This window comes from Rudaea cellulosilytica DSM 22992 (assembly GCF_000378125.1).
GTDB lineage: Bacteria > Pseudomonadota > Gammaproteobacteria > Xanthomonadales > Rhodanobacteraceae > Rudaea > Rudaea cellulosilytica.
The window spans coordinates 662,450-687,839 of record NZ_KB899242.1 but is presented as its reverse complement, the minus strand read 5'-3'; the positions used below and the strand labels follow the sequence as shown (position 1 = coordinate 687,839).

Genomic DNA, 25,390 nt, shown 5'->3' with positions numbered 1-25,390 from the left:
TGCTCCCTCCGGTTGTGCGACGGCTGGGCTCAGCCGACGGAATATTTTTCTCGATTGTACACGCTCGGTATGTCAGTCCAAGGCAGGAAACCTATCGGACTTTGTGCGTATTGCCGTGAGGTCGAAATGCTGCACGGCGGCGGCGAGCAGCGCCGCCGGATTGGGCGCGGACGCTCGCGCTGCGTGGCGCAGGCCGAGGAAATCGAGTGCCGTACGCAGGGCGGGTATCGGATCGTCGCGATCGATCGGCAGCGCAGCCTCGGACTTCGACAGTTTCGCGCCGGTGCAGTCGAGCACGAGCGGCAAGTGCAGATAGCCCGGCGTCGGTACGCCGAGCAGTTGTTGCAGGTAGATCTGTCGCGGCGTCGAGTCGAGCAAGTCGGCGCCACGCACGACCTCGGTGATGCCGGCCTCGGCATCGTCGACAACCACGGCAAGCTGGTAGGCGTAGCCACCTTCGACGCGGCGCACGACGAAGTCGCTGACGTCGCGCAATAGATTCTGCACATGCTCGCCCTGCAGTAAATCGACAAAGCCGACGCTGCGATCGTTCACGCGCAGGCGCCAGGCCGGCGCACGCGTGGAATCCACTGTGGCGATGCAGGCGCCGCGATGCATGCCTTCGGCAGCTGCGAGATCATTGCGACTGCACCAACAGGGAAACACGTGTTCGCGCAAGTGCGCGAACGCCGCGTCATAGGCTTCTTCGCGCCGACTTTGCCAAACCACCGGCTCGTCGGATTCCATGCCGAACGCCGCCAGCGTGGCCAGGATATCTTCGGCCGCTCCGGGAACCTCCCGCTGCGGATCGAGGTCTTCCATGCGGACGAGCCATGCGCCGTGTTGCGATCGTGCCCGCAACCAGCTGCCGACGGCCGCCACGAGCGAGCCGAAATGTAGCGGGCCGGTAGGCGAAGGGGCGAAGCGACCGCGATAGCTCATGCTGAATGGTAGGCTGGCCGCATCAGGCGCATGCTTGAAAACGCAGTCAGTTTACCCAAAAACTCCATTACGCCTGCGCCACGCGTGCGGGAATTTCTATCCGGGTAGGGATCTTATGCTGCGCATCGTTCTGTTCCTGTTGACCAACCTCGCCATCATGCTCGTGTTGAGCGTGGTCGCCTCGATCTTCGGCCTCGATCGCTGGGCCTACGCGCATAGCGGCATCAACCTCGCCGGCATGCTCGTGTTCTGCGCATTGTTCGGCATCGGCGGTTCGCTGATCTCGCTGTTGCTGTCGAAGACGATGGCGAAGATGTCGGTCGGTGCGCAGGTGATCGATCAGCCGCGCAACGCGAGCGAACAATGGCTGTTCAACACGGTCGCGCAGCATGCGAAGAACGCGGGCATCGGCATGCCCGAGATCGCCGTGTACGAGGCGCCCGAGATGAACGCCTTCGCCACCGGTGCAAGCAAAAATCACGCGCTTGTTGCCGTATCGACCGGTCTGTTGCAGAGCATGAACCGTGACGAGGTCTCGGCCGTGCTCGGCCACGAGATCAGCCACGTCGCCAACGGCGACATGGTGACGCTGGCATTGATCCAGGGCGTGGTCAACACCTTCGTCATGTTCCTCGCGCGCGTGCTCGGCAGCGTCATCGACAACGCGATCTCGGGCAACCGCGACCGTGAAGGCGGCTACGGCATCGGCTACTTCGTCATCACGATGGTGCTACAGCTGGTGCTCGGCGTGCTCGCGACGATGATCGTCATGTGGTTCTCGCGCTGGCGTGAATTCCGCGCCGATGCGGGCGGCGCGCAGCTTGGCGGCCGCGCAAACATGATTTCGGCCCTGCGCACGCTGTCTGGCGATCACGGCGATACGGGCTTGCCGAAGGCACTCGTGGCCTTCGGCATCGCCGGCGACAGCGGCATCGCGCGTCTGTTCATGAGCCATCCGCCGATCGCAGAACGCATCGCGGCGCTGCAGAAAGGCTGAACCTAGCCCAGTGGCGGAAAGGCTGTTTAGCGCGTCAAGCGCAGGGTGCCGGCGCAGGACTCGAATCGGCAACGACCGTGCCTTGATGGAAGACGATCTTCCATCCAGCAGCTGTCCTGCGCCAGATTGATGCGCGGCGCGTCAGGCGCTCTTCCTGCCGCAGCGTGTAGGTGACGAGATAGTTGCCGGCGGCGATTTCGGCGCAATGGAAGTCGCGCACTTCCCATTTCTCATCGGTCGGACTGCGCCCGCGCTCCTCGAGCACGGCTAGAACGTACTCGCGCGAATAGCGCCGGCCCGAGGCGCCGACCTCCCAGAACGCCTCGTCTGTCATGCGTTCGAAGTCGGCGCGCGTCGTACCGAATTCGGGATGGTGGAACACCGGCTCGCGCCGACGCAGTTCTTCCCGTGCGGCCAAATGCTCCGCGGCCGTGGTGAGATCGGGTTCCATTGCCGAGGTGGCGGTTGGGGAAGTCATGCGCCGGATCGTATCGCAAGATCCGCGACCATGCGCGACGACACCGTAACGACATGCATGCAAACGCAACGAAAAAGCGCCGCAGCCGATCGCGATTGCCAGCACTGCGCTGCGTTACTCGTCAGTGGAATCAGCGACATCGCGTCCATCAAGACGTGAAGAATTCCGCGAATATCCGAAATTATGTATTAATGCATTATTACATTGATTTGAGAGTTTCGATCTGCTAGTATTCAGGCATGAAACGCAAACAGATCGATCCGGAAACCACGAAGGAATCGGCTGAGGACAACCTCTGTCATGCGCTGCTTGCCATGCGCGGCGTCGCCGAAATGCGCTCGTTCCTGCGCGACCTCTGCACTCCGTCGGAACTGGAGGCGCTGATCGATCGCTGGCGCGTGGTGCCGTACCTGCTTGAAGGCGTGGCCTATCGCGAGATCCACGATCGCACCGGCGTCAGCGTGACGACGATCGGCCGCGTCGCGCGCTTCCTCGCCGAAGGCAGCGGCGGCTATCGCGCCGCGATCGAGCATCGCGCGGTGCCCTCGCTGCGCAAGCGCGGCAGGCCTGCGGCGGCCGCGAAGAAATCCGTTTGAGTGGGACGGGCGGGCAGGAGGCCCGCCCATCTTTTCCTTCTCGCCAAAAGAATGCAGAAACGATGACCACGACGAAAACCCGCGATCGCCTGCGCATCGCGATCCAGAAGTCCGGACGCATGGCCGATGTGTCCCAGGACTTGCTCGCGCGCTGCGGCCTCAAGTTCCGCCAAAGCAGAGACAAGCTGTTCTGCTTCGGCGAGAGCATGCCGATCGACCTCTTGCTCGTTCGCGACGACGACATTCCCGGCCTGATCGCACAGGGCGTGGCCGACCTCGGCATCGTCGGGCGCAACGTGCTCGCCGAGCAGGCGCTGGTGGCGCGCGCGAACGGCGAAGCCGCGCCTGGCGTCGAATTGCGCCCGCTCAACACGAGCCGCTGCCGTCTGTCGATCGCGCTACCGCAGGAAATGGAGTACGAAAATCCGCAGCAGCTGCAGGGTCTGCGCATCGCCACTTCGTATCCGGCGCTGCTGGCTGACTGGCTCGCGCGCAACGGCGTCGCAGCAAAGGTCGTGTTCCTCGCCGGCTCGGTCGAGATCGCGCCGCGCCTCGGCACGGCCGACCTGATCTGCGATCTTGTCTCCAGTGGCGCGACGCTCACGGCGAATCAGCTCAAGGAAGCGGTCGTCCTGCTCGACAGCGAAGCCGTCATCGCCGGTCCTGAAGAAGTGCCGCTTGATGAGCGCGGCGATCTGCGCGAACTGCTGCTGCGTCGCATCGACGGCGTGATCCAGGTGCGCGAGTCCAAGCTCGTGATGCTGCACGCGGCGCGCAGCGCTATCGAGACGATCCGCGCCATTTTGCCGAATGCGCAAACGCCGACGCTGCTGCCGATCGAAGGCAGTCCCGATCGGGTCGCGCTGCAGGCCGTGTGCTACGGCGCGGTGACCTGGACGCATCTCGAAGACATGAAGCGTGCCGGTGCAAGCCAACTGCTCGTGCTTCCCGTCGAGAAGATCCTGGCATGAACGCGCAGCGGGAAAATATGGAACTGCCGATTCTCGAATGGGCGACGCTCGATGCAGGCACACGCCGCGCATCGTTGCGCCGCCCCGTGCAGGAGCGCGGTGAGGAACTGGACGCCGCAGTGGCGCGCATCCTCGATCAGGTGCGCGCCGACGGCGATGCGAGCCTGCGCGCGCTGACGCGCCGCTACGACGGCTGCGAGCTCGCGACGTTCGCGGTTAGCGACGCCGAATTTGCCGAAGCCGAAGCCGGCCTCGACCCGGTGCTGAAGCAGGCGATCGCCGAGGCGAAGGAACGCATCGAAATATTCCATCGTGCCGCCGCACCGCAGACCGTGGCGATCGAGACCGCACCGGGTGTGGTCTGCGAACGCGTGACGCGGCCGATCGCGCGCGTGGGCCTGTACGTGCCCGCGGGCAGCGCGCCGCTGCCGTCGACTGCGCTGATGCTCGGCGTGCCGGCGCAGATCGCGAAGAATCCGCAGGTGGTTCTGTGTACGCCGGCCGGCAAGGACGGGCGCGCCGACGCGGCGGTGCTGTACGTCGCCGCGCTGTGCGGCATCCGCCAGGTGTTCAAACTCGGCGGCGCGCAGGCGATCGCGGCGATGGCCTTCGGCACCGAGTCGGTGCCCGCCTGCGACAAGCTGTTCGGGCCGGGAAATTCTTACGTCACTGAAGCGAAGCGCCAGGTAGCGGCACTCGCCGACGGTCCGGCGATCGATATGCCGGCAGGGCCGTCCGAAGTGCTGGTCATCGCCGATGCTTCGGCGAATCCCGAATTCGTCGCCGCCGATCTGCTGTCGCAGGCCGAACATGGGCCCGATTCGCAGGTACTGTTGCTGGCCGACGATCACACAGTACTCGAATCGGTGCGGACGGCGTTGACACGCCAGCTCGCCCAATTGCCGCGCGCCGACATCGCCCGCGTCGCGCTGGCGAAAAGCCGCCTGATTCGCGTCACTTCGCTCGCCGAGGCCGTTGCGATCAGCAACGACTATGCGCCTGAGCACCTGATTCTCAACGTTCGCGAGCCACGTACACTTTTGTCAAAAGTGGAAAATGCCGGCTCGGTCTTTCTCGGTCCGTGGTCGCCAGAGGCAGTGGGCGACTACTGCAGCGGCACCAATCATGTGCTGCCGACCTACGGCTACGCGCGCGCGTGGAGCGGCGTGTCGGTCGCGAGCTTCGTCAAGCAGATCACCGTGCAGGAATTGTCTGCCGACGGCCTGCGCGCGATCGGACCCTCCGCGGCGACGCTGGCGCGCGCGGAGCGCCTGAACGCGCACGAGCGTGCCGTCACGTTGCGCCTGGCCGATCTGGAGGCGAAGCGATGAGTGCCTCGATCTCGAAATTGCTCGAGCGCGCGCGGCCGGAAATTCTGGCCATGCAGGCGTACTCGTCGGCGCGCATGGAAGCGGGGCAGGCGACGATCATGCTCAACGCGAACGAATCGCCCTGGGCTCCGGCAGGCAGCGGCGATTCGGAGCTGAATCGCTATCCCGATCCGCAGCCGAAGGCACTGCGCACCCGGCTGGCCGAACTTTACGACGTTGCCGTCGAGCAGATTCTCGTCGGGCGCGGCAGCGACGAGGCGATCGACCTGCTCGTGCGCGCGTTCTGTCACGAGGGTCGCGACACGATCGCGATCTCGCCGCCGACGTTCGGCATGTACGCCGTCGCCGCGCGCACGCAGGGCGCCGCCGTGATCGAGACACCGCTGGCCGCGGATTTCAGCGTCGATGTCGACGCCATGCTCGCGCGAATCACCGACTCGACCAAGCTCGTCTTCGTCTGCACGCCGAACAATCCGACCGGCGCGCTCGTGCCACTCGCCACGATCGAACGCCTGGCAACCGCGCTGCGCGATCGTGCGCTGGTCGTGGTCGACGAGGCCTATCTCGAATTCGCCGACGGTGCAATGAGTGCAACGAGCCTGCTCGGCACGCACGCGAACGTCGCCGTGCTGCGCACACTGTCAAAAGCCCATGCGCTTGCCGGTGCGCGTGTCGGCACGCTGATCGCGCATGCCGAAATCGTCGCGCTGCTGCGGCGGATCCAGGCGCCGTATCCGATTCCTGCGTTGTGCGTGGATGCCGCGCTTGCCGCGCTGTCGCCGCAGGGCGTCGCGCAGGCGCAGGAACGCATCGCCGTCCTGCTGAGCGAACGCGGGCGGCTGTCGCGTTCGCTGCCGGCCGCGGCTGGCGTGCTCGCGGTCCACCCCTCGTCGGCGAATTTCCTCTGCGTGCGCTTCGCGGATGCGCAGAAAACCTATAAGGCCCTGCTCGCGCTCGGCATCATCGTGCGCGACGTCGGCCGCTATCCCGGGCTGGCCGGCTGCCTGCGCATCACGATCGGCTCGCCGCAGGAAAACACGGCCGTCCTCGGCGCGCTCGGTCTGCAGGAGGTGGCGGCATGAGCGGACGTAAGCTGCTTTTCGTCGACCGCGACGGCACCTTGATCGTCGAGCCGGCCGATTATCAGATCGATTCGTTCGAGAAACTCGCGCTCGCCGACAACGTCATTCCGGCACTGTCGCGCATCGTCGCGGCCGGCTACGAACTGGTGATGATCACCAATCAGGACGGTCTCGGCACCGACAGCTTTCCGCAGCACACGTTTGATGGTCCGCACGAACTGATGATGCGTATCTTCGCATCGCAAGGCATTCGCTTCCACGAAGTCCTGATCGATCCGAGCTTCGCTCACGAAGGTCGCGACACGCGCAAGCCCGGCACGGGGCTCGTGCGTCACTGGCTGGCCGATGACGGCTGGAGCCGCGCGCAATCCGCAATGGTTGGCGACCGCGAGACCGACGCACAGTTCGCCGCGAACCTGGGCATCCGCAGCTTCCGCCTCGACACGGGCGAATGGGACTGGAATGCGATCGCACACGAGCTGTGCGACGCGCCGCGGCGCGCATCGGTTCAACGCAACACGAAGGAAACGCGCATCGCGGTGCAGGTTGATCTTGATCGCCCGGCCGAGCCGAAGGTGCATACCGGACTCGGCTTCTTCGATCACATGCTCGAACAGATCGGCAAGCATGGCGGCTTTGCGTTGGAACTCTCCTGTGACGGCGACACGCATATCGATGAGCATCACACGATCGAGGACTGCGCTCTGGCGCTTGGTTCTGCGCTGCGCCAGGCACTCGGCGACAAGCGCGGCGTCGGCCGCTACGGCGCTGCGGCGGAGACGCCCCAGGGCGTCGCGATCGTCGATATCACGTTGCCGATGGACGAGACGATTGCGCGCGCCGCGATCGACCTCTCGGGGCGTGCATATTTCGTTTTCGATGGCAGCTTTCCGCGCGACCGTGTCGGCGACATACCGACCGAGCTCGTGCCGCATTTCTTCCGTTCGCTCTGCGACACGCTCGGTGCGAATCTGCATCTCGCCGTGCGCGGCGACAACGCGCATCACATGGTCGAAGCCTGTTTCAAGTCGGTCGCGCGTGCGCTGCGCATCGCACTGCGTCGCGAGGGCTCCGAGCTGCCGAGCACGAAGGGAGCCTTGTGATGGCAAACGTCGTGTTGATCGACGCCGGCGGCACCAATATCGGCTCGGTCCGCTATGCGCTGCAGCGTCTCGGCGTCGATGCCCCGCTGTCGAGCAACGCGGATGAAATCCGTGCGGCGACGCACGTGATTCTTCCTGGCGTCGGTGCGGCCGCACCCGGCATGCAGCGTCTGCGCGAGACCGGCCTGGTCGATGTCGTGCGCGGCCTGACCCAGCCCGTGCTCGGCGTGTGTCTCGGCATGCAGCTTCTGTTCGAGCATTCCGAGGAAAGCGATACGCCTTGCCTCGGGTTGATTCCTGCCAGCCTGCAGCTCTTTGCCAAGAGCGATGCGCTGCGCGTGCCGCACATGGGCTGGAATTCGCTGCAGATACAAAGGGCGAGCCCGCTGCTGGCTGGCATCGATGCTGGCGCTTTCGCATACTTCGTGCACAGCTACGCCGCGTCCGTCGGCGACTACACTTTGGCGAGCTACGATTACGGCGGCGCGTTTTCGGCCGTCGTGCAGCGGGGCAACTTCTACGGAGCGCAATTTCATCCCGAACGCTCGGCAGCGGTCGGCGCCAGGCTGCTCGAAAATTTCATCAAGTTGTGACCATGCAAATCATTCCAGCCATCGATCTGCGCGCCGGCCGCGTCGTGCGCCTCAAGCAGGGCGACTATGCGCAGGAAACGCGCTACGAGTTCGACGCCTGCGCGCTTGCTGCCGATTACGCCGACGCCGGTGCGACGTGGCTGCATCTTGTTGACCTTGACGGGGCCAAGTCCGGCGCGTTCGAGAACCTGCGCGTGATCGAGAAGATCGCTGCGGCCGAGCGTCTCGCGGTGCAAGCGGGCGGCGGCGTGCGCAGCGAGGACGACGTGCAGCGCCTGCTCGATGCCGGCGTGGCGCGTGTCGTCGTCGGCAGTGTTGCGGTACGCGAGCCGGAAAAAGTGGAAAAGTGGATTTCCCGCTACGGTGAGGATCGGCTCTGCATCGCGCTGGATACGCGTAACGAGAATGGCGTCTGGCGCCTGCCGAGTGCGGGCTGGACGCAGAGCGAAGGCGCCACGCTCGACGAGCTTGCGCCACGCTACGCGAACGCGGGCGCCAAGCATTTGCTGTGTACCGACATCAGCCGCGACGGCATGCTGTCCGGACCGAACCTCGACCTTTACAAGCACGTACAGCGTATCGCGCCGCAGCTCTCGCTGATCGCCTCGGGCGGCGTACGCGATCTTGCCGACGTGCAGGCGTTGCGTACGCAGGACGTCGGCGGCGTCGTGCTCGGGCGCAGTCTGCTCGAAGGCAAGCTCACCCTCGCGGAGGCATTCTCATGCTGACCCGCAGAATCATTCCCTGTCTTGACGTGAAGGACGGCAAGGTCGTCAAGGGCGTGCGCTTTCGCGACCACGTCGAGATGGGCGACATCGTCGACTTGGCACAGCGCTATCGCGACGAGGGCGCGGACGAGCTTGTGTTTTACGACATCACCGCGAGCCCGCAGGGCCGCTCGGTCGATCGCGATTGGGTCGCGCGCGTGGCGCGCGTGATCGACATTCCGTTCTGCGTCGCCGGCGGTATCCGCAGCGTTGACGATGCGCGCGCGGTGCTGCATGCGGGTGCGGACAAGGTCTCGGTCAATTCGCCCGCGCTCGAGCGCCCCGAGTTGGTCGACGAGCTGGCCGATGCGTTTGGTGTGCAGTGTGTGGTCGTCGGCGTCGATTCGCTGCGCGATGACGACGGCGAATGGCGCGTGCGCCAGTACACGGGCGATCCGACGAAAACCCGTGCGCTTGCGCGCGGGACCTTATCTTGGGTTGAAGAGGTCCAGGTACGTGGCGCCGGTGAAATCGTGCTCAACTGCATGGGCTCGGATGGTGTGCGCCATGGCTACGACATCGAACAACTGCGTGCCGTTCGCACGCTGTGCAAGGTGCCGCTGATCGCCTCGGGCGGCGCCGGTATGGTCGAGCATTTTCGTGATGTGTTCCGCGATGCCGACGTCGATGGCGCACTCGCCGCGAGCGTGTTCCACTCGGGCGCGATCGCGATTCCTCGGCTGAAGACTTTCCTGCGTGAAGAAGACATACCGGTACGGCCATGAGTGATTTGGATACAAAGCAACTCGATTGGGCGAAAGGCGACGGGTTGCTGCCTGCGGTCGTACAGCACTGGCGCAGCGGCGCCGTGCTCATGCTTGGATACATGAATGCCGACGCGCTCGCGCAGACGCAGCAAACCGGAAAGGTGACGTTCTTCAGCCGCAGCAAGCAACGCCTGTGGACCAAGGGCGAAACTTCAGGCCATTTTCTGTTGCTGAAGTCGCTGCGCGGCGACTGCGATAACGACACGATCCTGATCCAGGCCGAGCCGATCGGGCCGACCTGCCACAAGGGTACGCAAAGCTGCTTCGGCGACGGCGCGGAACCGCCGCTCGCGTTCCTCGCCGAACTCGACGCGCTCGTCGCGCAACGCGAACGCGAACGGCCCGCTGGCAGCTATACGACCAAGCTGTTCGAAGGCGGTATTCGCCACATTGCGCAGAAGGTCGGCGAGGAGGGCGTGGAGACCGCGCTGGCTGCGGTCGCACAGGACGAGGCCGCGTTGCGCAGCGAATCGGCCGATCTGATTTTTCACCTGCTCGTGCTGCTGCGCGCGCGCGGCGTCGAATTCGCCGACGTGGTCGAGGAACTGCGGGCGCGGCACAAGTAGTGCTGCCTGTCGCGTGCGCGGCTATGGCATGATTCGGACTTTCCACGTCGTGAAAGCCGCCATGCTCAAGATCCTGCTCGCCCTGTCCGTTGCGTTCGCGATCAATGCTGCCCACGCCGCGACTCCGCCCGACCCGCTCGCGCGCGAAATTTTCAAGCAACTGATCGAGATCAATACGACCGACTCGGTCGGCAGCACGACCGACGCGGCCAAAGCGATGCAGAAGCGCTTTCTCGACGCGGGTTTCGCGGCCAAGGATGCGCAAGTCCTGGTAGGCACGAATCCGAAGCGCGGCAACCTCGTCGCGCGCCTGCACGGCAGCGGCAAGCACAAGCCGATGCTGATCATCGGTCATCTCGACGTGGTCGAAGCGGTTCGCTCCGACTGGACGATGGACCCGTTCAAGTTTAACGAGAAAGACGGCTATTTCTACGGTCGCGGCACGCAGGACATGAAGAATTCCGACGCGGTCGCTGTCGCCGCGCTGCTGCGCATGAAGAAGGAAGGCTTCGTACCGAACCGCGATATCATCCTCGCGCTGACTGCGGACGAGGAGGGCGGCACTGACAACGGCGTCGAATGGTTGCTGAAGAACCATCGCGATCTCGTCGATGCGGAGTTTGCGCTCAATCCCGACTCGGGCGGCCTCGATTCGGATGCCGGCAAGCCGGTCGTGCTCAACGTCGATGCGACCGAGAAACTCTATTCCGACTACGAACTCGAAGCGACCGACAAGGGTGGGCATTCGTCGTTGCCGACGCCGGACAATCCGGTCTATGTCCTGTCGAGTGCCTTGTCGCGGCTCGGCAAAGCCTCGTTTCCGTTCGAGTTGAACGCGGTTACGCGCGCCTGGCTCGAACATATGCAGAAGATCGAGGACGGCCAGCGCGCGAACGACATCAAGGCGGTGCTGGCAACGCCACCGGATGCCGAGGCGATCGCGCGCCTGAGCCGCGATGCGCGCTACAACTCGGTGCTGCACACGACCTGCGTGGCGACGCGCCTTGACGGCGGGCATGCGAACAATGCGCTGCCGCAGCGAGCGACCGCCATCGTCAACTGCCGCATCCTGCCGGGTCATTCCCCGGAAGAAGTACGTCGCGATCTGGTCAAAATTTTCGACGAGCCGAAGTTGCGCGTGCGCGCAATCGATCCGGTCACCGACCAGCGCCTCGATGTCGGTTCGGATCGCAAGGCGCTGCCGCCACCACCACCGCGCAAAGACGTATTCGACGCGCTGACTGCGGTGGTGGGCAAGATGTGGCCGGGAGTGCCGATCGTCGTCGACATGGCCACGGGCGCATCGGACAGCGTGTATACGATGGCAGCCGGCATTCCAACCTATGGCTTCAACGCTGCGGCGATCGACCGCGACGACGTGCGCATGCACGGGCGTGACGAGCGGCTTGGTATCAAGGCCTTCGACAATTCCGCCGAGTTCTACCACCGCTATCTGAAGGCGCTGACCAGTCAGTAGCGCGCTGCACAAATGCGGCACACGATCGGCGATTGCAGCGCGCTGAGCGGATCACGGAGTGTCGTGCGCAGGCCTGTCCGTACGCGGCTTGAACGGTATTACGTGTTCGCGCACGGGGGCGCGGAACGGCACCGCCGCGCCCGGCTTGAACCCGTCGCGCCACTTCTTCAGCGCGGCTTCGATCGCGGGCGTGGTCGCGATCTGCGGCAGCGAATGCGTCTGCTCGTCGCGCGTTTCCCAGGCGTCGATTTCCTTCTTCGCATCGGCGAACGCATCGGTGAACGATGCGGTGCGATTGAGCGCGTCGACGAGGAAGGCACGGCCGAAATCGGTGATGTCGGAGCTCGTGCCGCAGCCGAACGAAGCGCGGTCGCCGCGCGCTGCAGTGATGACCATCGTGCTGTCGCCCTTGAGCGCATCGACGAAGCCGCCCGAGTAGCAAGCCGAAATGACGAACACGCGGTGCTTGATCGGCGATTCGGAAAACACGTCGGCCAGGTCCTCGGGCACGATCTGGTCGAGCGGCAGCGGATCGAGGCTGACGTACAACTCGTGCGCGCGCGAACCGTGCGTGGTGATGAACACCATCAGCACGTCATCCATCGGGTCGAGTTTCTTGCCGAGCGCATCGATGGCGAGTTCGAGATTGGACAAGCTCGCGATCGGGCGGCGATCGAGCGTGCCCGGATTGTTGATCAGGGTCAGCACGTGGCCCTTGGCGTCGAAGCGCTCGGAAAAAAGCTTCTCGGCGTATTCGACTTCGTTGCGAAATACGTTTTCCTCGCCGTCGCCGGCAAAGGAAATCAGATAGAGATTGGCCTTGCCGGGCGCGCGCGGAGCGAGCTTGTCGATCGCGTCCTGCATGCGCTGCGACTGCGCATACAGAACCTGTTCGGGCGAGCCGACGTTGGCCGGCCAGACGATGGGTTGGTCGGCGCTGTCATCGTTTTCGGCCGCTGCCTTCGCCGCCGCGGATGCGTCGGGCTGGTGCGTGCCCAGGCCGGCCACGCCAACGCTTGCGCCCACGGTGAAGGCGAGGACGAAGGCAAGGAGCAGGCGGGCGGTCGTGCGGATCAAGGCCGGATTGACGCTGCAAAATGGTGCAATAGCGATATTTTAACAAATTTCACGCTGCACTGCAGCGCATGAATTTTCGTTCATCCGGCGCCGCGACGATTTCGGTCTGATGCGATTGGCGTGCCTCGAGAAACAGGCTAACCGACTGAAATTTCGTTGAAATCACCGACTTGTTCATGCTGGTTTGCAGTCGCGTCCGTGGTCGGGCGCAGCAGTTGGACGGTCTGCAGTCCGGCCGCAGCGGCGGCATCGAGTTCCTGGACGATGTCGGATAGGAACAGGATCTGGCCGGCCGGAATCCCGATCGCCGCAGCGATGCGCCGGTAGGAATCGACCTCGCGCTTGCCACCGACCTCGGTATCGAAGTAGCCGGAAAACAGCGGCGTCAGGTCGCCGGCCTCGCTGTGGCCGAACAGCAGCTTCTGCGCCGCAACCGAGCCCGACGAATAAACGTACAAGTGGATTCCTTGCTTTTTCCACTTTTGCAGATTTTCCGCGACCTCGGGATAGACGTGTCCTTTGAATTCGCCGCTGGCGTAGCCGTCCGCCCAGATCAGGCCCTGCAACGCCTTGAGCGGCGTCGCCTTGCGGTCCTCGTCGATCCAGCGCGTCAGCAGGTCGATGATTTCCTGGCGGCTTGCGGAGACGAGTCCCGCTTCGCGCGCGGCCTCGTGCAGCCAGTGCTGCACCTCGGGCTGGTCGGCGTGTGTTTCAACGAACGCGGGCAGCTTCTCGCGCGCATACGGGAACAGCACGTCCTTGACGAAGTCGATCGAACTCGTGGTGCCTTCGATATCGGTGACGATGGCGCGGATCATCGGTTCGATGGGTCCTTTGCGTGCTCGACATGTGCCGAGTAGGCAGTCTCGATCGCGCGCTTGACCCCGACCGGATCGGCGACCCGATCGAACAGCACACTGCTTTCGCCGCGGCCGGTGACGCGCACGTTGCCGAAACCGAGCAGGCGTCCCCAGGTGCTCTGTTCGAGATCGACCGTTTCGATCGCGCTGAGGCGCACTTCCTCGGTCTCGCGGCCAACGATACCGGTCTTGTGCACGACGCGCGCCGTGGTGACCCCGAGTTCGATGCCGCGCAGGCGCAGCCACTCGTAGATCGTTATGAAGATGCCGATGACGAGCGGGATCAGTACGATGCCGAGGATCAGCCGCCCCTTCGCCGTCCAGTGCAGATGGAAGCGTGCGACGACGGTTTCGCCCGGTGCGAGCGATTCCAGGATGTAGCTCATGCGGCGAGCGGCTGCGCGGCGAGGCGCGGGAATTTTTCCGCGATGTCGCTGCCGGTAAAATTGGCAACCCAGCCTTCCTTGTTCGTGAACAGGCGAATGGCGATGAAGTAGGGCGCCTCGCTCATGTCGAACCAGTGGCGTGTGCCGTCGGGCACGCCGATCAGGTCACCCTGCATGCACAGCACTTCGTAGACCTTGGCGTCGATGTGCAAGGTGAACTGGCCGCGGCCGGCGACGAAGAAGCGCACTTCGTCCTCCGAATGCGTGTGCTCGTTGAGGAACTTCGCGCGCAGCGCGGCGCGGTCGGGATGATCGGGATTGAGGCTGATCACGTCGACGGCCTGGTAGCCTTCCTCGCGCTGCAGGCGTTCGATGTCGGCGCGATAGGCGGCAATGACTTCGTCCTGGCTCGCTCCCGGCGCGACCGGCTTGGACGCTTCCCACTGCTCGAAGCGCACGCCGACCTTGCCGAGCTCGCGCGCGATGTCGGCGTGCTTGGCGTATGTACCCAGCGGCTTGCTGCCGTCGGTTTCGGAATAGATGCGCAGTTCGCTCATTGTCTCAATCTCCTCAAATCCAGCTCGCAATTGAGCAGGAACTCGAATGCCTCGATATGGCGTTCGGTTTCGGCCATGTCGCGGCCCCAGGTGTAGATGCCGTGGCCGTCGATCAGGTAACCATATAGCGGCTTGCCCGCGTCAATCCAAGTGTCCACCTTGGCGACGAGCTCGGGCATCTGCTGCGTATTCGGAAATACCGGCAGGTCCAGCTGCGACTCGTGCGTGGTGTGGCCGGCGATCGCCTTCTGCAATTCGTAACCCTCGAAGCGGATCACCCCTTCCTTCGAATACAGGCGCGAAGCGACGGTCTGCGTGCGCGAATGCGTGTGCAGCACGGCATTCGCCTCGGGGAAGCGCGCATAAATCTGCGTATGCAACAGCGTTTCTGCGGACGGCCGTGCCGCAGTGCCGACCGCCTTGCCATCGCGATCGACGACCATGATGTCGTCCGCGGTCAGCGCGCCCTTGTCGCGACCCGAGATCGTGATCGCGAGATGGTCGGCGTCGAGGCGCATCGAGAAATTGCTGCTCGTCGCCGGGGTCAGGCCGAGCGCGCCGAGCTTGCGTCCGGCTTTGGCGATGGCCTCGGCGCGTTCGGCGAATTGTTGCGCGGTGTAGCTCAAACTGACGCTCCGTGGATTTTCTGTGCTTGTATTGGACAGAAACTATAGCGGATGACTGCGGCAAACACATGTCCGGGCGGTGCAGGAAGCGTTACGCTTGCGAGCGGAATCGCAGTCTTGAAGTGGAGGCAACGTGAATATCGATATTTCCAATCTGTCCGCAGCCGAGCTCGACGAGTTGATCGCGCATGCGGCAGTGCGACGCGCGACGCTGGAGCCGGCGCCGCCGTCGCAACCTCCGCCGCAGGCCGAAGCGATCGTGAATCCTTCATGGCATACCTCGCCGCTGCCGAACGGCGTGCTGTTCATGCTGCGCCATCCCGGAATGGGCTGGCTCGCCTTCGCGCTGCCGCACGAGCATCGCGTGCATCTGACCTCGCTGTGGTTGCATCAGTCGCTGCTATACAAGCCCGTCGAGGCGACGACGGTTGCGCCCCTGCCAACCGAGATCACGCCGAACTTCGGCACAGGCGGCAGCGGCACCATGCACTGAGGCACATTGCGCGCGGCTGCATCGAAGCTCGTGCTGCGGTTGCGTATTGATCGCCGCGGCGCCAGCGACTAGATTCGGACCACGTCTTAGCCTGGGAGGAGGCCGGATGAATGCAGCCGCAGTTGAGGTTCCCGCGGGATCGGCGCCAGCGTTGTCGGCGTTGCAGCGGCTCAAGTCGATAGTCGGCGGTTCGATCGGCAACCTCGTCGAATACTACGACTGGTACGTCTACACCTCGTTCTCGCTCTATTTCGCCAAGTCGTTCTTCCCGCAGGGCGATGCGGTGGCGCAGGCGCTTAGTGCGGCGGCGGTGTTCGCAGTCGGCTTCCTGATGCGTCCGATCGGCGGCTGGTACTTCGGCCGCTATGCCGACCGTCACGGCCGGCGCGCCTCGCTGATGCGCTCGATCGTGCTCATGTGTGCGGGTTCGCTGTTGATCGCCGTGTGCCCGACTTACGCGAGCATTGGCGTGGCCGCGCCGATCGTGCTCGTGCTCGCGCGCCTGCTGCAGGGCCTGAGCCTCGGCGGCGAGTACGGCAGCTCGGCGACCTACCTGTCGGAGATGGCAACGAGCAAGCGCCGCGGTTTTTGGTCGAGCTTCCTCTACGTCACCCTGATCGCCGGACAATTGACTGCGCTGGCCGTGCTGATCGTGCTGCAGCAGTGGGTGCTCACCGAGGACCAGCTCAAGGCCTGGGGCTGGCGTATTCCGTTCGCGATCGGCGCGGGAATCGCACTCGTTGCCTTGTATCTGCGCCGCAACATGGCCGAGACCGCAGCCTTCACCAGCAGCCAAGGCAAACCCGAGGTGAAACGCAACGAGGGTTCGCTTGGCCTGCTGATCAAACACTGGCGCGCTGCGCTGATCGTGATCGGCCTGACCATGGGCGGCACGCTCGCGTTCTACACCTACACGACCTACATGTCGAAGTTCCTCGTGCTCAGCGTCGGTTTGTCCAAGGAAACCGCGACACTGGTCAACGCGGCGACGCTGTTCGGCTACATGCTGTTGCAGCCGGTCATCGGCGGCCTCTCCGACTACATCGGCCGGCGCCCGATCCTGATCGCGTTCGGCGTGCTCGGCGTGCTGCTGACTGTGCCCGTGTTGACCACGCTGCAGGCGACGAAAGACCCGTACGCTGCGTTCGCGCTGATCATGTTGATGCTGCTCGTGGTCAGCGGCTACACCGCGATCAACGCGGTGGTGAAGGCGGAACTGTTTCCGGTCGAGATTCGCGCTCTCGGCGTGGGCCTGCCGTATGCGCTGGCCGTCGCGATGTTCGGTGGCAGCGCCGAAACCGTGGCGCTGTGGTTCAAGCAAAGCGGCCACGAGAGTGGCTTCTACTGGTATGTCACTGCCTGCATCGCCTGCTCGTTGCTGGTCTACGCCTTTCTGCCCGATACGAAGAAGACGTCGCTCATCGAAGAATCGTGATCTGCGAGGGCAGAACCCCGCAATGCACGACTGCCTCACTTGGCCCCAGGAGGAAATCGCATGAACAGCAAGAAACAGCTCATATGCGCTGCCACTGCACTGGCCGTTGCGAGTTTTTCCCTGCCTGCTTTTGCTGCGGACGACGAATTGACCTGGCACGGCATCACGCTGTACGGCACCTACGACATCGGCCTCGTCCATCAAACCCATGGCGTGCCGCGCACGCCCGATTGGGGCGTTGGCATGGCCTACCTGATCGCGAAAAACAGCAACAAATCGATCACCACCCTCGGGCCTAACGGCCTGTCGCAATCGAAGATCGCCGTGCGCGGCAAGGAGGCGCTCAACGATTCGTTGGCTTTCGTGTTCAACGCGGAGATCGGCTTCAATCCGCAGAATGGCAAGTTGTCCGACGGCCCGGCGTCGTTGGCCTACAACAACGGCCGTGCGCTGACCAATCAGCGCTCGGCAGGCGACTCCTCGCGTGCGGGGCAGTTGTTCAACGGTCCCGCATTTCTCGGTCTGAGTTCCAACGACCTGGGAACCCTGACCGCGGGCCGGCACAACAGCGTGCTGATCGACAACATCGGGCGTTACGATCCGATGAACCAATCGTACGCGTTCTCGGTCATCGGCCTGTCCGGGACGACCGCCGGCGGCGGTTACACCCAGGATTCGCGCTACGACAATTCGCTCAAGTACAACTGGAAGCACGACATGTTTCGCGTGGCCGCCCTGTACCATTTCGATGGCGGCCACGGCAGCCAGGGCGAGGCGTGGCAGGCGAACCTTGGCCTGGACTGGAAGGAGTTCTCGGTCGACGTGGTTTATGCGTCCAAGGATCAGGGCGTTTCCGCGGCGGCGTTGAGCACGGCGCAGGCAAAAACATTGCCGGTGGGCTCGCTTGCCGCCACGGTGTCCGACAACACTTCGTGGACGCTGGATGGCAGCTGCACACACGGTCCGTTCAAGGTGGTGGCGGGGTATGAACACATCGAGTTCGACAATCCGTCCGAACCGCTCAAGGTGGGTTTCGTCGGACTCGGCGGTTACCTCTTTGCCGTGGTCAACAACACCGCTTTCCCACACACCAAGAAGCTCGATGTGAGTTGGGCGGGAGTGAAGTACCTGATCACCAAGGACCTGGACATCACCGGCGCCTATTATCACTACGACCAGAATGCATATGGTGCCAAGCCCTGCCACGATCGCAGCGAAGCGACTTGCAGCGGCGAGCTCGATGCCTATTCCGTGCGTCTGGATTGGCGCTTTGCCAAACGCTTCGACGCCTACGCCGGCGCGATGTTCTCCCGCGTCGCGGATGGCCTCGCCTCGGGTTATCTGCACAGTTCGACGATCGATCCGATGATCGGCTTGCGCTTCCAGTTCTGACGGCTCGGACAAGGCATCCGCTTCGCTCGGTCTCGCCAACTGAGACGCGGCGCTGTCACAATCGCATCCCACCGGATTGTGATGGACGACGATGTCGCCGATGCCGAACGACTATGCCCTGTGGGGCCTGATCGCGCTGAGTGCGTTCGCGCTCGGCGCACTGATCGCGTGGGCACGCGTGCGCACGCGTGCGCATGGCTCCGGGCGCGCAAGTCGCGATGCGGAAGTCGCCCAGCTTGCCTCCGAGCGCGACGCGGCACTCGACGACGTGCAGCGATTGCGGGGCGAGCACGCCGTCGTTTCGAACGAACTGGCCGAACAGCGCAAGACGCTGTTCGTGCTCGGCAACGAGCGCGCGAATCTTGCCGGGCGCCTGGAACGTTTGAGCCAGCTCGACACCGAGCTTTCCGCCGCGCGCGCCGAAGCGCAGAAATGGCGCGAGGCGACGCAGCGCGCCGAACAGCGCATCACCGAAACCGCCACGCGCGCGCAGGAACAGCATCAGGCCGCAGCTGAGAAGATCGCGCTGCTGGAACGCGTGCGCGAAAACCTCAGCGACCAGTTCAAGGCGCTCGCTGGCGATCTGCTCGAAGAAAAAAGCAGGAAATTCGCCGAACAGAACCAGAGCCAGCTTGGCAGTCTGCTCACGCCGCTGCGCGAGCAACTGGACGGATTCAAGAAGCAGGTCGGCGAGGTCTACGACAAGGAAAGCCGCGAGCGCCAGTTGCTCAAGGCCGAAATCGATGCGCTGAAGAGCCTCAACCAGCGTATCGACGAGGACGCGCGCAACCTCACGCGTGCGCTCACGCGCGAGAGCAAGACCCAGGGTGCCTGGGGCGAACTCGTGCTCGAACGCCTGCTCGAAGCGTCCGGCCTGCAGCGGGGCAGACAGTACGAAACGCAGGCGACGTTCCAGAACGAAGCCGGTGGCCGCGCGCGGCCGGACGTGATCGTGCGCCTGCCCGAAGGGCGCGACATCGTCGTCGATGCGAAGGTGTCGCTGACCGCGTACGAGCGCTACTGCGCCGCGGCCGACGATGCCGAGCGCGACACCCAGCTCGGCGCGCATCTTGCGTCCTTGCGCAGCCACGTCAAGGAACTCGCCGACAAGCGCTACAGCGACCTTCCCGGCGTCAACTCGCTCGAATTCGTGCTCATGTTCGTTCCGGTCGAGGCCGCCTACATCGAAGCCGTGCACCGCGACGAAGGCCTGCACGCGTTCGCGCTCGAGAAGCAAGTCGTCATCGTCACCACTTCGACCTTGCTCGCCACCCTGCAGACCGTGGCGAGTCTGTGGCGCAATGATGACCGCAACCGCAACGTCGTCGAGATCGCCGACCGCGCCGGCAAGCTCTACGACAAGTTCGTCGGCTTCATCGAAGATCTGAACGAAGCGAAGAGCAAGCTCGATGCTGCGCGCAACGCGTTATCATCTGCGTCCGGCAAGCTTGAAACGGGCCGCGGCAACTTGATCGGCCAGGTTGAGAAACTGCGCGAACTGGGCGCGCGTACGAGCAAGGCGCTGCCGGAAGTGCAGGTCGAGCGTGCCCAGCTCGACGAGGTGCAGGGCAGGCTGGACAGTTAGGATCGAGCGACGCATCGGCTCGCCCGCGCAGGAACGTCAACGTTGCGCGACTGCTATTTTGCGCAAATGATTCGCCGCACAGATCGCCAGCACCACGCCGGCAAGCACTTCAAGCCAGATGCTGAAATTCATCGCCAGCGTGTGCTGGGAGCACAGTGCCAGTGCGTAGTGCCCCAATCCGTCCAGGCCGAAGCTCGCATAGACGATGAGCAGAAGCGCCGCGATTGCGCGCCATCCAAACGACGCTGCGGCCAACGCCGCAATTCCAGGAACAGTGATCGTGAGCCACGCCCAGTAGACGTTCTCGCGCGTGATCCAACGCGGCATGTTGGGATAGAACGCAATGTATTCCGCGTTGTGCGCGAAGTGCATGAAGCTTGCGCAGCAATACAGAGCGAGCAACCACCAGATATGCTTCGGCAGCTGCGGAAGCCGAACGCTGAATGGCATTGCGATCCCGGTATAGCTAGGTCGATGCAGTGGCCGCCGTTGCAACGCTTTCGCGATGCAGTTTGCTCTTGCGATAGCCGTAGGCGAAATACAGTCCGAATCCCGCGAACGTCCAGATGAAGGTCAGCCACCAGTTGTAGCCGCTGAACGTGGAAAGCAGGGCGAAGCAGGAAGCGATGCCGAGGAAGCAGATCAGCGGTGCGTAGCGGATGCGGAACGGGCGTGGAATTTCCGGATGCGCGATGCGCAGGATCCAAACGCCGGCACAGACCGCGGCGAAGCTGATCAGCGTGCCGATCGAGGTGAGGTCGCCGAGGATGTCGAGCGGGAACACACCGGCGAGCAGCGCGATACCAGCGCCCGTGATCAGCGTGTTGATGTGCGGCGTGCGGTATTTCGGGTGGATGCGCGTGAATACCGGCGGCAGCAGGCCGTCGTTGGCCATGATCATGAAGATGCGCGGCTGGCCGATGCACATGCACAGGATCACGCTCGACAGGCCGATCAGTGCGCCGATCTCGACGATCCAGCGCAGCCAGGCGAGCTGCGGGTGACTGGCGACCGCGGTAACGACGGGTTCGCTCGTGCCGAGCTGCGTGTACGGCATCAGGCCGGTGAGCACGGCTGCCATCGCGATGTAAAGCACGGTGCAGATCGCGAGCGAGGCGAGCATGCCGATCGGCAGGTCGCGCTTGGGATTGAGCGATTCCTGTGCGGCGACACTGGTCGCCTCGAAGCCGATGTAGGCGAAGAACACCATCGACGCGCCGCGCAGCACACCCGACCAGCCGTACTGGTGCGGGCCGGTGTTCTCGGGGATGAATGGCGTCCACAGACTCGTGTCGACATAGCTCCAGCCGGCGAAGATGACGAGCACGATGAGGATGATCTTGAGCGCGACCATCGCGGAGTTGACGCCGGCGGATTCCTTGATACCGACGTAGCAGATGCCGGTCAACACGGCGACGATGCCGATCGCAGGCAAGTTGACGACCGCGCCGGTCGGCTTCAGATGCGCGTCGAGCGGCGCGTTGATCAGCGCGTCGGGCAGATGGATGCCGACGTGGCTGAGCAGGCTGACGAAATAGCCGGTCCAGCTCGACGCGACCGCGGAGGCGGAGACGCCGTACTCGAGAATCAGCATCCAGCCGATGAACCAGGCAGCGCCTTCGCCGAGCGTGGCGTAGGTATACGAATATGCCGAGCCCGATACCGGCACCATCGCCGCGAACTCGGCGTAGCACAGCGCGCAGAACGTGCAGCAGATTGCCGCGAGCACGAACGAAAGCATGATCGCCGGACCCGCGTGTTCCGCCGCGGCGTTGCCGGTGATGACGAAGATACCGCCGCCGATTACCGCGCCGATGCCGATCGCGGTCAGGCCCCAGGGGCCGAGCGTGCGGCGCAGTTCGATTTCGCCGGCCTCGTTGTTGACTGCGAGCGGGTGCTTGGTGCGCAGGAGTTGCTTGAGCATTTGCGTATTCTCAAAAAACAAAGGCCGACGCGATAACGTCGGCCTTCGGTCGGCGGGTTCCGGCTAAGTTGCGTGCGCTGCGAACGTTTTCAATGCGGCACGCCGTCAGTTGCCGTTGGCGAGCTGGCTGCGCTTGTAGCCATAGGTCGAATACAGGATCAGACCGACTATCGCCCAGACGGCGAAGACCAGCTTCGCGGTCATGCTCAGGTTGACGAACAGCAGCAGGCAGCCGACCACGGCGAGCGGGCAGACGAACCAGGCGATCGGCGTGCGGAACGGCCGCGGGCGATCGGGCTGTTGTTTGCGCAAGATCAACACGCCGAGCGAGACCATCGCGAACGCGAGCAGGGTGCCGGAATTCGAGGTGTCGGCGAGCTTGCCGACCGGGAACAGCGCGCCGCTGAGCGAAACGACGATGCCGGTCAGGATCGTGATCACGTGCGGCGTGAAAAATTTCGGATGCACTCTGGACAGCACTTCAGGCAGCAGGCCGTCGCGCGACATGGTGAAGAAGATGCGGGTCTGGCCGAACATCATCATCAGAATGACCGACGGCAGAGCGAGGATGGCGGCGATGCCGATCAGGTCGCCGATGCGCACGTAGCCAAGCAGACGCAGCACGTGTGCGAGCGGCTCGCGGCTGCAGACCAGGGCCTGCGAGTTCGCACAGGCGGCCATCATTTCCGGTGTGCCCGGGTCGAGCGGCATGCCATTCGCTCCGAGTATCGGCTGCGCGCCGACTGAGCCTGCGGCACCGTAGCCGACCAGCAGGTAGAAAATCGTGCAGACGGTCAGCGAACCGATCAGGCCGATCGGGATGTTGCGATTCGGATTTTTCGTTTCCTCGGCCGCGGTGGAGACCGCATCGAAGCCGACGTAAGCGAAGAAGATCGACGCCGCCGCGCCGAGCACGCCGACGCCGCCGAGTGGGCTGCCCCAGCCACCGGGCAGGAACGGTTCGAAGTTGCTGCTCTTCACCGCCGGCACGGCGAGGAAGATGAATACGGTCAGCGCGACGATCTTGATCGCGACGAGCACCGCGTTGACGCGTGCGCTCTTCGAGGTGCCGATGACGAGCAGTACGGTGACCGCCAGGCCGATGAGGAAGGCGAGCAGGTTGAATGACCCGCCCGCATAGAGCCCCGTGCGCAGCGCTTCGGGCAGGCCGTAACCGTTCGCCGCGAGCAGGCCGTTCATGTAGCCCGACCAGCCGACGCAGACCACGGCAGCGCCGATGCCGTACTCCAGCCCCAGCGCCCAGCCGACGACCCAGGCGACCAATTCGCCGAATACGCCGTAGCTGTAGGTGTAGGCCGAGCCCGAAACCGGCAACATCGAGGCCAGTTCGGCGTAGGCCAGCGCGGCGAGGCCGCAGACGATCGCCGCGATGACGAAGGCGAGCATCATGCCCGGGCCGGCTTTCTGTCCGGCCTCGGCGGTCAGCACGAAGATACCGGTGCCGATCACGGCGCCGATGCCGAGCAGGGTCAATTGGATGGGGCCGAGCTGGCGCTTGAGCGATTTCTTTTCTGCTGTTTCGAGGATCTTGTCGAGCGGCTTGACGCGCCAGAAAACCATTATGTATCCCCAGATCTGGTGGTGTGGTGGCGGCTCGCGGCAACGACTGCGGCCGTCTTTGAGTTTACCCGGGTCCCGCAGGCCCGAACTTGTCCCGGTAAAATACGCGACCCCTCCGCATCGGGCAAGCTGTGACGCACAAGGCCATCGACGAATCCGCGCATTCCCTGCAATCCTGGCAGCATGACTGGCTGGCCGCGTTCGCGCGCTATGCCTCGCGCTATCAGGCGGAACACGAAGTCATTTCCTTGTTCAGCGATTTCGTCGCGACTCGGGCTGACGCGGCCGAGCGCAGTCTTCGCTTCGGTCACTTGACCGGCTCGGCCTGGCTTGTCGATGGCGGTGGCACGCGCGTGCTGCTGACCCACCATCGCAAGCTTGATCGCTGGCTGCAGCTCGGCGGCCATGCCGACGGCGACGTCGATCTCGCGCGCGTCGCGCTGCGCGAGGCGGAGGAGGAATCGGGCCTGTCCGGGCTCGTCGCCGAAGCGGAGATCTTCGACCTGGATCGACACGAAATTCCCGCGCGCGGCAGCGAAGCTGCGCACTGGCATTACGATGTGCGCTACGTCGTGCGCGCGACCGCAGGCGAAGCGTTCGTCGTCAGCGACGAATCGCATGCACTGGCCTGGTGCGACATCGCGGCACTCGCGGCGGACGAAACCGCCGATGAATCGCTGCGCCGCATGGCGCGCAAATGGCTAGCGCGCTAGCTCGCGCTGCATGATCAGATCGGTCTGCGCATCGTCGCCGAGACGGAACACGTGCGCGCCGACCTCGACGAAGCCGCATTTGCGGTAGAACGCAATCGCGCGCGGGTTGTGCTCCCAGACGCCGAGCCAGAGCGCGCGGCCGTTCCATTCGGCGGCTTCGGCAACGACGGCTTGCATCAGACGCTGCGCCAGGCCGCGTCCGATCCCGCTGCGATCGATGTAGAAACGCCAGAGTTCAATGGCGTTTTCCGCACTCACGCAGTCGGGGTGGTGGCCGTTGCGCAGCTGCGCGTAGCCTGCGACGACGCCGTCGAGTTCCACGAGCAGCGTGCGGATTCGATCGGATTCGATTTCCTCGCGCTGTTTGTCGATGCCGTAGGACGCCGCAGCATGCGCCGCCATGTTCTCCGGCGTGTTGACCTCGGTGAACGTGTCGCGAAAAGTGCGTTCGGCCAGTGCCGCCAGCGTGGCGGCATCGGCGGCGCTCGCGCGGCGGACCTGCGTCGCGGTCACGCGCGGCCCGAGAATTCCCCGGTCGTCGTGTTAACCAGCACCGCTTCGCCGTTGGTGATGTATTCGGGTACCTGGATCTCGATGCCAGTGTTCAACTTGGCCGGCTTCGAGCGCTTGGTTGCCGAGGCGCCCTTCAGTTCCGGAGCGGTGTCGACCACCTGCAGCGTCACCGTTGCCGGCACCTGCAGGCCGATCGGTGCGTCGTCGATCAACTGGATGTAGTAGCCCTCCACGCCTTCGACGATGTAGCCGGCCGCGTCGCCGACCGTCACCGCATCGAGCGTGTACTGGGTGTAGTCCTCGTTGTCCATGAACACGAACGCATCGCCATCCTTGTACGAGAAATTCGCCGCGCGACGCACGAGTTCGGTTTCCTTGAGGTCATCGTCGGCGCGCAGCGAGATGTCGAGCTTCTGCGCACCCGGCACCGAGTACATGACGAAGCGGAAGGTGACGTTGCCACCGCGTCCTTGCGGCGCGCTGCGCTCGATTTCGCGTATCTGCCAGACCTTGCCGTTGTACTCGACGACGTTGCCGCGTTTGACTTCGAAGGCTTTCATTTAAATTCCAGCGGGGAA

28 protein-coding genes are annotated in these 25,390 nt (G+C 64.0%); 16 read left to right on the top strand and 12 right to left on the bottom strand.

The window, feature by feature from the left end; translation table 11 throughout:
• Nucleotides 1-72: 72 nt before the first annotated feature.
• Complete coding sequence (gene gluQRS / locus F455_RS20805) at nucleotides 73-942, bottom strand: tRNA glutamyl-Q(34) synthetase GluQRS (RefSeq protein ID WP_018973706.1); 870 nt, start codon at nucleotides 940-942, stop codon at nucleotides 73-75.
• A 115-nt stretch (nucleotides 943-1,057) separates the two neighbouring features.
• Here gluQRS and htpX point away from each other — a divergent pair, with 115 nt between their 5' ends.
• Nucleotides 1,058-1,939 (top strand): protease HtpX, encoded by an 882-nt coding sequence (gene htpX, locus F455_RS0112845; protein WP_018973705.1) that lies wholly within the window; start codon nucleotides 1,058-1,060, stop codon nucleotides 1,937-1,939.
• Between the two features lie 34 nt (nucleotides 1,940-1,973).
• On the opposite strand, the gene F455_RS0112840 is transcribed toward htpX, so the two are convergent.
• Nucleotides 1,974-2,417, bottom strand: coding sequence for a nuclear transport factor 2 family protein (locus F455_RS0112840; protein ID WP_245539990.1), 444 nt, complete (start codon nucleotides 2,415-2,417; stop codon nucleotides 1,974-1,976).
• Nucleotides 2,418-2,656: 239 nt separating this feature from the next.
• On the opposite strand from F455_RS0112840, the gene F455_RS20800 reads away from it, so the two are divergent.
• The 10 genes from F455_RS20800 (at nucleotide 2,657) to F455_RS0112790 (ending at nucleotide 11,670) form a co-directional block, all read left to right on the top strand.
• Entirely contained in the window at nucleotides 2,657-3,013 is a 357-nt protein-coding gene (locus F455_RS20800) for a YerC/YecD family TrpR-related protein (RefSeq protein ID WP_018973703.1), read from the top strand.
• A 62-nt stretch (nucleotides 3,014-3,075) separates the two neighbouring features.
• On the top strand, nucleotides 3,076-3,984 hold the full coding sequence (gene hisG / locus F455_RS0112830; RefSeq protein WP_018973702.1) for an ATP phosphoribosyltransferase: 909 nt from the start codon (nucleotides 3,076-3,078) through the stop codon (nucleotides 3,982-3,984).
• Nucleotides 3,981-5,315, top strand: coding sequence for a histidinol dehydrogenase (gene hisD / locus F455_RS0112825; RefSeq protein ID WP_018973701.1), 1,335 nt, complete (start codon nucleotides 3,981-3,983; stop codon nucleotides 5,313-5,315). The genes hisG and hisD overlap by 4 nt, the downstream gene beginning before the upstream one ends.
• Nucleotides 5,312-6,397, top strand: a complete 1,086-nt coding sequence (gene hisC / locus F455_RS0112820) for a histidinol-phosphate transaminase (protein ID WP_018973700.1) — start codon at nucleotides 5,312-5,314, stop codon at nucleotides 6,395-6,397. The genes hisD and hisC overlap by 4 nt, the downstream gene beginning before the upstream one ends.
• The gene (gene hisB / locus F455_RS0112815; protein ID WP_018973699.1) at nucleotides 6,394-7,500 is read left to right on the top strand and encodes a bifunctional histidinol-phosphatase/imidazoleglycerol-phosphate dehydratase HisB; all 1,107 of its coding nucleotides are present in this window, start codon (nucleotides 6,394-6,396) and stop codon (nucleotides 7,498-7,500) included. Before hisC ends, hisB begins: the two co-directional genes overlap by 4 nt.
• Nucleotides 7,500-8,093, top strand: coding sequence for an imidazole glycerol phosphate synthase subunit HisH (gene hisH, locus F455_RS0112810; RefSeq protein ID WP_018973698.1), 594 nt, complete (start codon nucleotides 7,500-7,502; stop codon nucleotides 8,091-8,093). Before hisB ends, hisH begins: the two co-directional genes overlap by 1 nt.
• A 2-nt stretch (nucleotides 8,094-8,095) precedes the next feature.
• Entirely contained in the window at nucleotides 8,096-8,821 is a 726-nt protein-coding gene (gene hisA / locus F455_RS0112805; RefSeq protein ID WP_018973697.1) for a 1-(5-phosphoribosyl)-5-[(5-phosphoribosylamino)methylideneamino]imidazole-4-carboxamide isomerase, read from the top strand.
• Entirely contained in the window at nucleotides 8,815-9,585 is a 771-nt protein-coding gene (hisF, locus tag F455_RS0112800; protein ID WP_018973696.1) for an imidazole glycerol phosphate synthase subunit HisF, read from the top strand. The genes hisA and hisF overlap by 7 nt, the downstream gene beginning before the upstream one ends.
• On the top strand, nucleotides 9,582-10,193 hold the full coding sequence (gene hisIE, locus F455_RS0112795; protein WP_018973695.1) for a bifunctional phosphoribosyl-AMP cyclohydrolase/phosphoribosyl-ATP diphosphatase HisIE: 612 nt from the start codon (nucleotides 9,582-9,584) through the stop codon (nucleotides 10,191-10,193). Before hisF ends, hisIE begins: the two co-directional genes overlap by 4 nt.
• A gap of 49 nt (nucleotides 10,194-10,242) precedes the next feature.
• Complete coding sequence (locus tag F455_RS0112790) at nucleotides 10,243-11,670, top strand: M20/M25/M40 family metallo-hydrolase (protein WP_211212322.1); 1,428 nt, start codon at nucleotides 10,243-10,245, stop codon at nucleotides 11,668-11,670.
• Nucleotides 11,671-11,721: 51 nt separating this feature from the next.
• Here F455_RS0112790 and F455_RS0112785 read toward each other — a convergent pair whose 3' ends face one another.
• From F455_RS0112785 to F455_RS0112765, 5 genes are all read right to left on the bottom strand, one after another.
• A complete protein-coding gene (locus F455_RS0112785; RefSeq protein ID WP_018973693.1) occupies nucleotides 11,722-12,747 on the bottom strand; it encodes a C13 family peptidase in 1,026 nt (341 codons plus the stop codon).
• Between the two features lie 137 nt (nucleotides 12,748-12,884).
• Nucleotides 12,885-13,565, bottom strand: a complete 681-nt coding sequence (gene mtnC / locus F455_RS0112780; RefSeq protein WP_018973692.1) for an acireductone synthase — start codon at nucleotides 13,563-13,565, stop codon at nucleotides 12,885-12,887.
• A complete protein-coding gene (locus tag F455_RS22100) occupies nucleotides 13,562-13,993 on the bottom strand; it encodes a PH domain-containing protein (protein ID WP_018973691.1) in 432 nt (143 codons plus the stop codon). The genes mtnC and F455_RS22100 overlap by 4 nt, the downstream gene beginning before the upstream one ends.
• On the bottom strand, nucleotides 13,990-14,550 hold the full coding sequence (locus F455_RS0112770) for a 1,2-dihydroxy-3-keto-5-methylthiopentene dioxygenase (protein ID WP_018973690.1): 561 nt from the start codon (nucleotides 14,548-14,550) through the stop codon (nucleotides 13,990-13,992). The genes F455_RS22100 and F455_RS0112770 overlap by 4 nt, the downstream gene beginning before the upstream one ends.
• The gene (locus F455_RS0112765) at nucleotides 14,547-15,176 is read right to left on the bottom strand and encodes a methylthioribulose 1-phosphate dehydratase (protein WP_018973689.1); all 630 of its coding nucleotides are present in this window, start codon (nucleotides 15,174-15,176) and stop codon (nucleotides 14,547-14,549) included. The genes F455_RS0112770 and F455_RS0112765 overlap by 4 nt, the downstream gene beginning before the upstream one ends.
• Before the next feature lie 133 nt (nucleotides 15,177-15,309).
• Between F455_RS0112765 and F455_RS22095 the strand changes: the two genes are divergently transcribed.
• The 4 genes from F455_RS22095 to F455_RS0112745 all read left to right on the top strand — a co-directional run bounded on the left by F455_RS22095 (nucleotide 15,310) and on the right by F455_RS0112745 (nucleotide 20,081).
• Nucleotides 15,310-15,669, top strand: a complete 360-nt coding sequence (locus F455_RS22095) for a hypothetical protein (protein WP_018973688.1) — start codon at nucleotides 15,310-15,312, stop codon at nucleotides 15,667-15,669.
• A gap of 106 nt (nucleotides 15,670-15,775) precedes the next feature.
• Entirely contained in the window at nucleotides 15,776-17,104 is a 1,329-nt protein-coding gene (locus F455_RS0112755) for an MFS transporter (protein WP_018973687.1), read from the top strand.
• A 60-nt stretch (nucleotides 17,105-17,164) separates the two neighbouring features.
• A complete protein-coding gene (locus F455_RS0112750) occupies nucleotides 17,165-18,496 on the top strand; it encodes a porin (RefSeq protein WP_018973686.1) in 1,332 nt (443 codons plus the stop codon).
• A gap of 100 nt (nucleotides 18,497-18,596) precedes the next feature.
• Nucleotides 18,597-20,081: a DNA recombination protein RmuC gene (locus F455_RS0112745; protein ID WP_026293343.1), complete on the top strand. Its 1,485-nt coding sequence runs from the start codon at nucleotides 18,597-18,599 to the stop codon at nucleotides 20,079-20,081.
• Nucleotides 20,082-20,117: 36 nt separating this feature from the next.
• On the opposite strand, the gene F455_RS0112740 is transcribed toward F455_RS0112745, so the two are convergent.
• The 3 genes from F455_RS0112740 to F455_RS0112730 all read right to left on the bottom strand — a co-directional run bounded on the left by F455_RS0112740 (nucleotide 20,118) and on the right by F455_RS0112730 (nucleotide 23,586).
• Nucleotides 20,118-20,531: a hypothetical protein gene (locus tag F455_RS0112740; protein WP_018973684.1), complete on the bottom strand. Its 414-nt coding sequence runs from the start codon at nucleotides 20,529-20,531 to the stop codon at nucleotides 20,118-20,120.
• 16 nt (nucleotides 20,532-20,547) lie between these two features.
• The gene (locus F455_RS0112735; RefSeq protein ID WP_018973683.1) at nucleotides 20,548-22,005 is read right to left on the bottom strand and encodes an amino acid permease; all 1,458 of its coding nucleotides are present in this window, start codon (nucleotides 22,003-22,005) and stop codon (nucleotides 20,548-20,550) included.
• Between the two features lie 105 nt (nucleotides 22,006-22,110).
• Complete coding sequence (locus F455_RS0112730; protein WP_018973682.1) at nucleotides 22,111-23,586, bottom strand: amino acid permease; 1,476 nt, start codon at nucleotides 23,584-23,586, stop codon at nucleotides 22,111-22,113.
• Between the two features lie 248 nt (nucleotides 23,587-23,834).
• On the opposite strand from F455_RS0112730, the gene F455_RS0112725 reads away from it, so the two are divergent.
• Nucleotides 23,835-24,299 (top strand): NUDIX hydrolase, encoded by a 465-nt coding sequence (locus tag F455_RS0112725; protein WP_342662054.1) that lies wholly within the window; start codon nucleotides 23,835-23,837, stop codon nucleotides 24,297-24,299.
• Here F455_RS0112725 and F455_RS0112720 read toward each other — a convergent pair.
• Both F455_RS0112720 and efpL read right to left on the bottom strand, forming a co-directional pair.
• A complete protein-coding gene (locus F455_RS0112720; RefSeq protein ID WP_018973680.1) occupies nucleotides 24,288-24,812 on the bottom strand; it encodes a GNAT family N-acetyltransferase in 525 nt (174 codons plus the stop codon). The genes F455_RS0112725 and F455_RS0112720 overlap by 12 nt on opposite strands.
• Nucleotides 24,809-25,372, bottom strand: a complete 564-nt coding sequence (gene efpL, locus F455_RS0112715) for an elongation factor P-like protein EfpL (protein ID WP_018973679.1) — start codon at nucleotides 25,370-25,372, stop codon at nucleotides 24,809-24,811. Before efpL ends, F455_RS0112720 begins: the two co-directional genes overlap by 4 nt.
• Nucleotides 25,373-25,390 lie beyond the last annotated feature (18 nt).